Origin of the sequence: Bradyrhizobium sp. (assembly GCF_017881085.1) — a bacterium.
Lineage (GTDB): Bacteria > Pseudomonadota > Alphaproteobacteria > Rhizobiales > Xanthobacteraceae > Bradyrhizobium.
In genome coordinates this window covers 1-11,041 of sequence record NZ_JADGRI010000181.1, presented here as the reverse complement: position 1 = coordinate 11,041, position 11,041 = coordinate 1, and the positions used below count along the sequence as shown (strand labels likewise).

Sequence of the window (11,041 nt, the reverse complement as noted above, 5' to 3'; positions counted from 1 at the left end):
TGGAGGCCGCAGAATGAAAATCCGCGCTCAAATCGCAATGGTGCTGAACCTCGACAAGTGCATCGGGTGTCACACCTGCAGCGTCACCTGCAAGAACGTATGGACCAGCCGCGAAGGCATGGAATATGCGTGGTTCAACAACGTCGAAACAAAGCCCGGCATCGGTTACCCCAAGGACTGGGAAAACCAGGCGCGCTGGAAAGGCGGCTGGAAACGCAAGCGCAACGGTTCGATCGAACCGCGGATCGGCGGCAAGTGGCGCGTATTGGCGAACATCTTCGCCAATCCGGACCTACCCGAAATCGACGACTATTACGAGCCGTTCACGTTCGACTATCAGCATCTGCAGCAGGCACCGGAAATGTCGGCGATGCCGACGGCGCGTCCGCGTTCGCTGATCTCGGGCGAGCGGATGGAGAAGATCGAGTGGGGTCCGAACTGGGAGGAAATCCTCGGCGGCGAGTTCGCCAAGCGATCGATGGATGTCAACTTCGAAGGCGTGCAGAAGGACATCTACGGCCAGTTCGAAAACACCTTCATGATGTATCTGCCCCGGCTGTGCGAGCATTGCCTCAACCCGGCGTGCGTCGCGGCGTGCCCGTCGGGCGCGATCTACAAGCGCGAGGAGGACGGCATCGTCCTGATCGACCAGGACAAATGCCGCGGCTGGCGGATGTGCGTCTCCGGCTGCCCCTACAAGAAGATCTATTACAACTGGTCGTCGGGCAAGTCGGAAAAGTGCATCTTCTGCTATCCGCGCATCGAGGCCGGCCAGCCGACGGTGTGTTCGGAGACCTGCGTCGGCCGCATCCGCTATCTCGGCGTGGTGCTTTACGATGCCGACCGGATCGAGGAGGCCGCGAGCAAGCCGGACGAGCGCGATCTCTATCAGGCCCAGCTCGACATCTTCCTCAATCCGAACGATCCCACGGTGATCGCCGAGGCCGAGCGGCAGGGCATCCCGCATGCCTGGCTCGAAGCGGCCAAGACCTCGCCGATCTGGAAGATGGCGATGGAATGGAAGGTCGCATTCCCCTTGCATCCGGAATACCGCACTTTGCCGATGGTCTGGTACGTGCCGCCGCTGTCGCCGATCACTTCGGCGGCGTCCGCCGGCAAGATCGGGTTCGACGGCGAAATGCCCGACGTCAAGTCGTTGCGCATTCCCATGAAGTACCTCGCCAATCTCTTGACGGCGGGCGACGAGAAGCCGGTGACGCTGGCGCTGGAGCGCATGCTGGCGATGCGCGCCTATATGCGGGCGAAGACCATCGACGGCGTCGTCGATGCGGCCATCGCCAAGCGGGTCGGCCTCGAGCCCGCGCAGATCGACGAGATGTACCAGATCATGGCGATCGCCAACTACGAAGACCGCTTTGTCATTCCGACCGCGCATCGCGAAGTCGGAGCCGACGCCTACGACATGCGCGGCTCCTGCGGTTTCACCTTCGGCAATGGCTGCTCCGGTGGCGAAAGCGAGACCAATCTGTTCGGCTCGCCGCGCAAGGCCAAGAACCCGATGGAGATCGCGTGATGAAGACGTTCAAGGTGTTGTCCGCTCTCCTGAGCTATCCGACCGAAGCGCTGATCGAAGCCGCACCCGCGTTTCTCGCCGTGCTCGACGCAGAGAAGCTGGTGCCGGCGGCGAGCCGCAGGGCCGTGGATCTCTTGATCGAGGAAATCGCGGTCGGCGAGGTCTACGACCTCCAGGAACGCTATGGCCTGCTGTTCGACCGCAGCAAGACGCTGGCGCTGCATCTGTTCGAGCACGTCCACGGTGAAAGCCGCGACCGCGGCCAGGCCATGGTCGATCTCAAGGCGATGTATGAAGACGCCGGGCTTTTCATTGCGGCGAACGAACTGCCCGATTACGTGCCGCTGTTGCTCGAATTCCTGTCGACCCAGCCGCTTGCGAACGCGCGCGAGCTGCTCGGACAGACCGCGCATATTCTCGCGGCGCTGGCCGAGCGCCTTGGCCGGAGAGAGTCGAGCTACAAGGCGATCTTCGATGCGCTGGTTGCGATCGCGGCCGAAGCGCCCCGCCGCGATATCGTGGACGAAATGTTGAAGGCGCCGGATACCGACCCGATGGATCTGGTGGCGCTCGATGCAGCCTGGGAAGAGGAAGAGGTGCGGTTCGGACCCGGCGCGCAAGGGCAGGGCGCCTGCGGCCACGAAGGCCTGATCGCCAAGCTTCGCCACGCCCGGCGCGCGGTCGATCCCGCGCCATCATCCCTGCAGTGAGGAGCGAAGCGATGGAAACGCTCAATCTAATCGTGTTCGGCTGGTATCCCTATTTCTGCCTGACCGTGTTCCTGTTCGGCAGCCTGTTCCGCTTCGACCGCGAGCAATATACCTGGCGCACCGGATCGAGCCAGCTGTTGCGGCGGCGGCAACTGATGTGGGGCTCCAATCTGTTCCATGTCGGCATCCTCGTGATCTTCGTCGGCCATTTCGTCGGCCTGCTGACGCCGATCTGGGTGTTCGACATGCTGGGCGTGTCGCACGGCTTCAAGCAGATGTTGGCGATCGTTGCCGGCGGCCTCGCCGGCCTGATGTGCCTGGTCGGAATTTCCCTCTTGACGCACCGCCGGCTGTTCGATCCGCGCATCCGCGCCAATTCCTCGTTCGGTGACACCGCGATCCTGCTGTTGCTGTTCGCTCAATTGCTCTTGGGACTGGCGACCATTCCGGTCTCGATGGGACATCTCGATGGCCATGAGATGGTGAAGTTCATGGCTTGGGCGCAGGGCATCCTGACGCTGCAGCCTGGAGTCGCGGCCTACGTTCTGGACGTGCATCCAATCTTCAAGGCGCATCTGCTGCTGGGCATGACGATCTTCCTGCTGTTCCCGTTTACCCGGCTGGTGCACGTCTGGAGCGCGCCGGTCTGGTATCTCGGCCGCCGCGGCTATCAGGTGGTGCGCAGCCGCGACGGCCGCGCCACCCGTCCACTTCAACCCGCGGAGTAGGTCATGGATTGCTCGGTTTCGAACACGCTGCCCAAGCCTAAAACGATCAGCGTCAACGGCGCGGTGATCGCGCGCGAGGTGATCGCGCGCGAGGTCCAGAACCATCCCGCGGAAAAGCCGATCCTGGCCTGGCAGGCCGCGGCGCGGGCGCTGGTGGTGCGTGAACTGCTGCTGCAGGAATCCAAGCGCCTCGGCATCGAAGCCGAGCCGCTGCGCGATCCGGAAGGGCGCTCCGAGACCCCGGAAGAGGCGGCGATGCGCACTCTCATCGAACGCGAAGTCGTCACGCCGGAACCGGATGAGGCCGCATGCCTGCGGTTCTACGAGCAGAACCGCGCACGCTTCCGTTCCGGCGACCTCTACGAGGCCGCGCACATCCTGATCGCGGCGGCCCGCAGCGACACCGCAGCGCGGGCCACCGCGCGGGCGACCGCCGACACCATCCTGTCCGCTGTCCGCGCCGATCCCGCGCTGTTCGCGGAATTCGCCCGCAGTCATTCCGACTGCAAGACTTCGGCCGAGAACGGCGGCCATCTAGGCCAGTTGACGCGCGGCCAGACGGTTGCCGAATTCGAGACCGCGCTGGCGCGCATGCGGCCCGGCGAATTCGCCATCGCCGAAACCCGCTACGGCTTCCACGTGGTCCGCCTCGACCAGCACGCGCCCGGCCAAATGCTGCCGTTCGAACTCGCGCGCGACCGCATCGCCGACTATCTCACGACCAGTGTCCAGCATCTGGCGCTGGCGCAATATGTCTCGGTGCTGGCGGGCCGCGCCGAGATCACCGGCATTACGCTGGCGGCATCGGCGTCGCCGCTGGTTCAATAGGAGAGGCGTCATGCAGCTCGGCGAGATCATCCGCGGCTTCAGCGAAGAAGCGCCCGCCAACGAGGCGTTGCTCGCCTGCAACGACATCGTGCTGTTCGCGCAGGTCGGCGAAGCTGCGGGGCGCTTTGAGGAGACGGTCGGCGAATACGCGTCCGGCGCGGTGCGGCGTTTTGCCAATCTGGCGGTGAGCGAGGACTGGCTCGGGCTGATGAATGTAATCGAGCGAGCAAGCGATCCTGGGATCGACTGCCTGACCTACATGGTCAAATGGTCGCTGAAGCAGGACGAGACGCCGCCCGTGCCCGTGCACGAGGGGTGCACCTGCGGAGGGAATGGGGGCTGCTCGTGAGCGATGAGCTCAACCAGGAGAGCGTAGCGGCGGAATCGCGAGGCCTTGCCAGGGTCGGCATTCTCGTGATCTCCGACCGCGCCAGTCGCGGCGAATACAGCGACGAGAGCGGCAAGGCGATCAATAATTTCCTGAACAAGGCGGTGCAGTCGAACTGGATCGCTGTGATGAAGATCGTTCCCGACGGTGTCGACAGCGTCGCCAGCGCGCTGATCGAAATGTCGGACCGCGAGGATTGCGACCTCGTGCTCACCACCGGCGGCACCGGCCCGTCGCCGCGCGATCTGACGCCGGAGGGAACGCGCAAGGTGATCACGCGGGAGCTGGAAGGGTTCGGCGAGTTGATGCGCCGCGTCAGCCTGGAGCAGGTCCCGACCGCCATCCTCTCGCGCCAGACCGCCGGAACCCGCGGCCATTGCCTGATCGTCAATCTGCCGGGACGCCCGGCGGCGATCGATGTCTGCCTGAACGCCGTATTCCCGGCAATTCCCTACTGTCTCGACCTGATAGGTGCCCGTCCAATTGAGGTGAACCCCGATGTCTGTCACGCATTCCGCCCCGGCGCATGAGCTTTCGTCGGGTTACACCCGGCCGGTTGCCGCGATCGTTTACGCCAATGAAGTCTATCCCGATGCGCTCTTCAGGGCGCTGGTCCAGCGCTGCCGCGCCCTGCGACTGACGCTCGCCGGCGTTCTGCAGCATCAGGCGTTCGAGGGCGGGGACCGGCGATGCGACGTCATCCTCGAGGATTTGGCAACCGGCCATTGCACGGCTCTGTTCGAGAACCGCGGCGCCGGCGCGCGTGGATGTCGTCTCGATCAGGCGGCGCTGGCAGAAGCGACCGCGAGGGTCGAGGGCAGTCTAGAGCATGTGCCGCAGCTTCTCATTCTCAACAAGTTCGGCAAAGTCGAGTGCGAAGGCGGCGGGCTGCGCGACTTGATCGCCAGTGCCATCGATCGCGGCATCCCCGTCATCATCGGCGTCCCTGACCGCAACCTGGAAGCGTGGCGCAGCTTTGCCGGCGAATTCGCCAACGAACTGCCCGACGACGCCGGTCGGGTTATGGAATGGGCCGAAGGGGCCGCGGCCGTGTGATCCATATGAAAGTGATAGCTCGTATTCCGCCTAACATTACCGCTCCGTCCCAGAGTATTTCCGCCCGACCGCTTATGGCGCGTAAGCTGACATTGCCAAAATACTCACGTCGGCTGGGTGTCACGAAGCGATGTCGCCGGCCTGCTTGGAACGGACCGATTCACGTTGGCGCTTCTTTGATTACGAATGTTTCCGGCTCACGGTTGGTTCCAGTCCATCAAGGATCCGCTTCGCATGCCGCAAATCCGCTGAGTCAAAGCCCTCGGTAAATTGGGCGTAAATCGGTTGCAACAACTGCAGCGCTTCGTTTGCGCGGCCTTTGCTTCGCCAGAGCGAGGCAAGATCGCACGCCGTGCGCAGCTCCCAGCAACGGGCCTGTTGACTCCTGGCAATCTCAAGACTCCTGGCGAACAAAATCTCGACTTGATCGCCCGCGCGCCCGGTTGCGGACAGCAAGCCCGCCTTGACGCGCAGGATCTCGGCCAGACACCAGCGCTCGCCCGTTTCCGCGGAGATAGCGATTGCCTGCTCAATCGCACCCAGCGCGGCCTCGTTGCGGCCTGCTTCGTTGCAAGCCTGGGCCTCGAGCACCAGAAAGAGGGGCAGCCACAGCCGCGCTCCTGCCTCTCGCCAGGCGGCCACACCCGCGCGAAGCAGCTCGGTCCCGCGATCTATCTCGCCCTCATTTACGGTTGCCCATCCCTCGAGAATGCGCCCGCAGGCCATCCAGTGTGACAGACCGTGTTCCTGGCAGAGTGAGATGACTGAGCGCGCGTAGGATCTCATGTCCTCCGAGCTTCGCCGGAAAATATCGATCATGCCGCGGGCATGGCAAATGGTGAAGGCCTGGGTGTGCGGATGGGACAGCTCCTCCGCGCGTTTCACTGCATCGACGGCAACCTGCGATGCCTGGTCGACGGAGCCCAGATGCCACAACGTCCAGCTCAGGTAGCACAGGGCAGCCGCGCCGACATCCTGGCCATACTGGTATTGCAGCTGAGCTCCGTGTTGGGAGTCGCCGAGCGCTCGGGCTTGCTCGAGATGAGGCAGTGCGGCGGCAAATTCCCCTTTTGTTGCGTACGTAGTGCCCATTATGCGATGAGCGACAGACAGAGCCGCCATGTCATTGTTACGTTCGGCCTCTTTAAGGAACTCGCCGGCTGCGTCCGTCTGCTTGGCGACCTCACCGCCGACATAAAGGCCCGCCCAAATCCCGTAAAGGATGGCCAGCTTCTGTGCGGGATCGGTTACCTCGTCGATGAGGTCCTTCGCCCGGAGCAACACTTCGGCGGTCTTGCGTGCGGCGTAGCCGTAGACGGCAATCATTGCCTGGCTGAGCATTACCTCCAACCCGAGCGCCGCACGTCTGCGTGCCGGACCCTCGGGACGAGATTGCAGCAATTCGAGTGCCTGGGTCAGGTGACGGATCGCTTCGGCGTTCGCCGAACGCTCGATCGTACGCTGGCCGGCTTTTCGCAAGTAATCGATGGCCCGCTCGGTGAGGCCAGCCTGGATGAGATGATGTGCCAGGAGTTCGGGCTGGGTCTCGACCGTCTCGGGGAAACCCTGCTCGAGAGCATCGGCAATTCGGCGATGAAGTTGCTGGCGCTTGCTGCGCACCAGGGTGCCATATGCCGCGTCCTGAACCAGCGCGTGCTTGAATACATAGGTTGAATCCGGCGGTTCGCCTCGGACAAAGATCAACTCGGGAGCCGCGAGTTGGGCAAGAGCCGCATGCAACGGTGGTCCTGATAGAGGTGCGACAGCGGCGAGCAACCGGTAGGAGAATTCGCGACCGATGGCCGCGCCGACCTGAGCGATCTCCTTAACCGGCCCAAGACGATCCAGGCGGGCCGTCAGCGAGCCAAGCAGCGTCATGGGAATCGCAAGCAGCGGAAGTGGGCGGACGGAGGTAAGCTGAGCGCCTGCATCTTCAAGCAGGCCCGATTCCAGCACCGACTTCGTGAGTTCCTCGACGAACAGCGGGACCCCATCCGTCTTGCTGATGATTTGCGCGTACATTTCCGAGGGGAGGGTCCTTTGTCCGGCCACGTCGAATATCATGGCCTCGATCTGCTCGCGCCCTAGTCGGTCAAGCCGCAGCATGGTTACGTGCGGCTCATTGAGCCATTGCGGGAAGAACTCCGGCCTGAAGCTTATCAGGACGAATACTTGGGCCGCTTTGATTGAAGCGATGATACGGCTGAACAGTTCGAGGGTGCTGGAATCAGCCCAGTGTGCGTCGGCAAGCTCGATAACCAGCGGCTGGTCGCGTGCAAAACCCAATGTGTGCCGGATCAGCGCCGCAATCGTGAGGTCCTTCCGCCGCTGAGGTGTCAGGCCTTGCGCCGGGAGTTCACCTGTTTGGATCGAGAGCAGGGCAGCAAGGGAACGCACGTCGGCAGGGGTTGGGGCTCCGGATTCGGACAGGGCAACTCTCAGCTTCTCGAGCTTGGCATCAGGGGTGTCCCCTCGCTTGATATGAGCCGCATGCTCGATCTGCCCGATAATCGGATAAAACGGGCTGTTCGCATGGTGCGGAGCGCACTGATAACGGATTGTGACATGCGGCTTTGCGTTGATCCGCTCCAGAAAAACTTCGCAAACTCGCGACTTTCCGATGCCGGCTTCACCGCACAGCAGCGCGACCTGACCTTGGTTGGCTTTGGCTCGATCCCATAAGGTCAATAGCTGCTGCAATTCGTGCTGCCGGCCGACAAACTGTGTAAGTCGCGGCCCACGAGTAGAGCTGAACCGGTTCTCGATGGACCGCCTTCCCGCGACCAGGCAGGCGGTCACCTTCTCGGAAATTCCCGCAAGCTCGTACGAGCTGGCATCATCGCAAATGAAAGCGCCACCAAGCAGCTTGCGCGTGCTCGCGGCAATAAGGATCGAACCTGCGGGAGCTAAGCTTCGCAAACGAGGAGCAACGGTTGAAGGTTCTCCGACCACGGCTTGGTCTGCGACCACGACCAGGCCCGTAGCGATTCCGATTCGTACCTGCAACGGTCTGCCGGAGGGCCATACGAGCTCCTCCATCCTTGCCGCAAGATCAAGCCCCGCGTGCACGGCACGTTCCGCATCATCCTCGTAAGCCTGGGGATAACCGAATAACGCCAAAACCTCGTGCCCTGTGAAAGCAGCGATGCTTCCCCCCATATCGGTAATCGCGCCTGCGCAAGCCTCCTGGAAATGATGGACGACACCAGCGAGGTCCTCGGGGTCGGCATCAATGGCGGCCGGCATCGAACCCACAAGCTCACAGGACAGCACCGTCAGCTGCCGTCTCTCGGACCCGGAATGCGGCAGGTTGATGCGGGGACTGCGTGCTTGCGCCGGCGCAGCCTCCATTTGCTCTCCCGGTTCGATGGCCGCCGGTGACTCGCGATCTTCTTCGACAGTTCGGCGGCCGGCGGCAAATTTGTAGCCAGCACCTGACACCGTGATGATGAACCGCGGCGCTTTTGGGTCCGGCTCGATCTTTCGCCGCAGCCGGCCGACATGCATATCGATGCTGCGGCCATACAGCTCCTCGCCATGCCCGGCTATAGCCTGACTCAACTGATCGCGCGACAACACGCGGCCCGGATTTCGCACGAATGCGATGAGCAGCGCAGACTCCGCTCGGGTCAGCGCCACCTCGCGTCCGTCTGCGTGCACGAAAGTCCGACCGGGCAGGTTGATCCTGCAGCCCTCGATGCGCAGAGCCGCCGGTTCTGGTGCGGCGTGGTCTTCCCCAGGGGAAACTACCATCTCGGCGAGGCGACCGAGAAGCTTCTGTTCATCCAATGGTTGCAACAGATGGGCGTCCGCGCCAGGAAGAGAACGACCCAGCCTGGCAATATCCGCTGATCGCTCAGCCAGCACGATCAATCTCGGAACTCGGTCGCTCAGTCGCCGCGCGAACGCCAAATCCGCAAGGCCAGAGCCTATTACGAGGATGGCGGCATCGATATCTTCGTGGACAGCCAGATCGAGCCCACGCCTTTCATCCGCAGCGAGCTCGACGGCATAGCCGGCCGGTTGCAGCAACCGCGCGATCTTGGCTCGAAGCGCGGTCCCCTGCGCTACAACCAGTACGAGCTTTCCGAACTTTCCCATCCGATATTCCGCCCGGTCCTGCGCAATGAGTAACCGGGGCAAAGTCACTCAAGTTGTTACATTTTAATTACAATCCTGACAATGGCTCCCTTGCGCCGGTAAGTTATTGTTTACAAAGCGGCAATCAGGAGGTCTGCTGCGCCCGGTAATAGGATATTTATAAATAATTTATTAACTAATTTTGGGGGCCAAATTGAATTACACGGGGCGATTTTCACCCGGCGTTTCGGACGCGGAGTCCGTCCGTTTCGACTTCGATTCCTTGCCGGATCACGGCCACGCGGGCACTTTCAAGGTTCCGGACGCGCATCTTCTTTTCTCAGGGGATTATCACAGGTCAGGCAGTGATCTGATCATTTCGGATCAGCTCCAACGCGTGATCGTCCCGGATTATTTTCACGGCGACAAACGACCTTTGCTCGTCTCGCCCGAGGGCGCGCCGCTCGATGCCAAGGTCATTGACGCCCTAACCGGATATGCCCAATACGCCCAGGCTACGGGAGCAAACGCGGCCGGTAAGGTGGTCGGTCACGTTGCCAAGATGACCGGTAGCGCCAGCATCGTGCGCAATGGCGTAACGATCGCACTCAATGACGGCGACGCCGTTTATCAGACCGATTTGGTGCAGACCGGCAGCAACTCGACGCTCGGCCTCGTGCTGGTCGACGGTACGACGTTTAATCTGACTGCGAATGCGCGGTTGATGCTGAATGACCTAACCTACGATCCCACCAGTACATCGAACACCGCTCTGTTCACCCTCGTGCAAGGGGCCGTCAGTTTCGTCGCCGGGCAGGTCGCCAAGACTGGAGACATGAAAGTTGGGACGCCCGTTGCCGCGATCGGTATCCGCGGCACGGCGGTCATTCTAGATATTTCCTCCACCGACGGAACGGTAGGCATTTCGGTCGTCGATCAGCAAGACGGGCAGGTTCATGCGGTTCAGGTGTTCAAATGCGTTTCGACGGGCGTGCCCGGGGCGGCCTGCACAGCGGGGGATTTGATCGGAACAGTTACAAGCAATGGACCTTCGCTGACGCTGACTCCTGCGGCCAACTTTCAGGTTGTGGCACAAGAAACCAGCAAGACGGCCGCCCAGGTTGGGCAGGAATTTAACGCTTTCCAGCAGGTTTTGAGCACCTACGATGCTGGCAAGCAACTCGCTCCAAATACGCCGCCACCTTCCGACGGTAAGCGAGGGGATGCCAATCCGCAGTCAACGACCAAGTTTGCGAGCGCCGGTAGCAGCACGCCGCCAGGCGACACGAACAGCACCCAAATTATTACGACCGCTGTCAGCAGCGCTCAACATCTGGATGCTGACCCAGAGACCAACGTTGTAGTCACGCCATCATCGTCGCCCAGTGTTAATCCGACCCAATCACCTAGTTTACTCCAAGCTCCGATTATCCAAGCACCTCCTACGATTGTGGCCATCACGAGCCCAGTTGCCGTGGGCAACATCATTAACCAGAGCGAGGTATCGGCGGGCTTCATTATCAGCGGCACGGCGACCGCTGGCAATGTGCCTGTGAACGGCCAGACCGCGACGGTCGCAATCGTCGATAGCTCGAATATCGTCAAATACACCTACACGACGACGGTGACGAACGGGGTATGGTCGGTGAAGGTGCCGGCAGCGCAGGCGCTGGCGCTTGCCGACGGCAACTACAGCATCCAGGCGACTGTATCGGAT

General features: G+C 62.0%; 9 protein-coding genes. 8 read left to right on the top strand and 1 reads right to left on the bottom strand.

The window, feature by feature from the left end; genetic code table 11:
- Positions 1-13: 13 nt before the first annotated feature.
- The 7 genes from narH to QZ213_RS17310 are packed head-to-tail and all read left to right on the top strand — an operon-like array spanning position 14 to position 5,244.
- On the top strand, positions 14-1,534 hold the full coding sequence (narH, locus tag QZ213_RS17340; RefSeq protein ID WP_291687317.1) for a nitrate reductase subunit beta: 1,521 nt from the start codon (positions 14-16) through the stop codon (positions 1,532-1,534).
- Entirely contained in the window at positions 1,534-2,244 is a 711-nt protein-coding gene (narJ, locus tag QZ213_RS17335) for a nitrate reductase molybdenum cofactor assembly chaperone (RefSeq protein ID WP_291687316.1), read from the top strand. Before narH ends, narJ begins: the two co-directional genes overlap by 1 nt.
- An 11-nt stretch (positions 2,245-2,255) precedes the next feature.
- Complete coding sequence (gene narI / locus QZ213_RS17330) at positions 2,256-2,972, top strand: respiratory nitrate reductase subunit gamma (protein WP_291687315.1); 717 nt, start codon at positions 2,256-2,258, stop codon at positions 2,970-2,972.
- 3 nt (positions 2,973-2,975) lie between these two features.
- Positions 2,976-3,800: a peptidylprolyl isomerase gene (locus QZ213_RS17325; protein WP_291687314.1), complete on the top strand. Its 825-nt coding sequence runs from the start codon at positions 2,976-2,978 to the stop codon at positions 3,798-3,800.
- Between the two features lie 10 nt (positions 3,801-3,810).
- A complete protein-coding gene (locus QZ213_RS17320; protein WP_291687313.1) occupies positions 3,811-4,149 on the top strand; it encodes a hypothetical protein in 339 nt (112 codons plus the stop codon).
- A complete protein-coding gene (gene mog, locus QZ213_RS17315) occupies positions 4,146-4,718 on the top strand; it encodes a molybdopterin adenylyltransferase (protein WP_291687312.1) in 573 nt (190 codons plus the stop codon). The genes QZ213_RS17320 and mog overlap by 4 nt, the downstream gene beginning before the upstream one ends.
- Positions 4,687-5,244, top strand: a complete 558-nt coding sequence (locus tag QZ213_RS17310) for a DUF2478 domain-containing protein (RefSeq protein WP_291687311.1) — start codon at positions 4,687-4,689, stop codon at positions 5,242-5,244. The genes mog and QZ213_RS17310 overlap by 32 nt, the downstream gene beginning before the upstream one ends.
- Before the next feature lie 180 nt (positions 5,245-5,424).
- Here QZ213_RS17310 and QZ213_RS17305 read toward each other — a convergent pair whose 3' ends face one another.
- Positions 5,425-9,345, bottom strand: a complete 3,921-nt coding sequence (locus tag QZ213_RS17305) for a winged helix-turn-helix domain-containing protein (protein WP_291687310.1) — start codon at positions 9,343-9,345, stop codon at positions 5,425-5,427.
- A gap of 193 nt (positions 9,346-9,538) precedes the next feature.
- On the opposite strand from QZ213_RS17305, the gene QZ213_RS17300 reads away from it, so the two are divergent.
- Positions 9,539-11,041: FecR domain-containing protein (locus tag QZ213_RS17300; RefSeq protein WP_291687309.1), on the top strand; the 1,503-nt coding region annotated here is incomplete at its 3' end.

What these genes read in the sequence shown, in the direction of transcription:
- narH (WP_291687317.1), top strand. Translation starts at nt 14, where the DNA reads ATGAAAATCCGCGCTCAAATCGCAATGGTGCTGAACCTCGACAAGTGC.
- narJ (WP_291687316.1), top strand. Translation starts at nt 1,534, where the DNA reads ATGAAGACGTTCAAGGTGTTGTCCGCTCTCCTGAGCTATCCGACCGAA.
- narI (WP_291687315.1), top strand. Translation starts at nt 2,256, where the DNA reads ATGGAAACGCTCAATCTAATCGTGTTCGGCTGGTATCCCTATTTCTGC.
- QZ213_RS17325 (WP_291687314.1), top strand. Translation starts at nt 2,976, where the DNA reads ATGGATTGCTCGGTTTCGAACACGCTGCCCAAGCCTAAAACGATCAGC.
- QZ213_RS17320 (WP_291687313.1), top strand. Translation starts at nt 3,811, where the DNA reads ATGCAGCTCGGCGAGATCATCCGCGGCTTCAGCGAAGAAGCGCCCGCC.
- QZ213_RS17310 (WP_291687311.1), top strand. Translation starts at nt 4,687, where the DNA reads ATGTCTGTCACGCATTCCGCCCCGGCGCATGAGCTTTCGTCGGGTTAC.
- QZ213_RS17305 (WP_291687310.1), bottom strand. Translation starts at nt 9,345, where the DNA reads ATGGGAAAGTTCGGAAAGCTCGTACTGGTTGTAGCGCAGGGGACCGCG.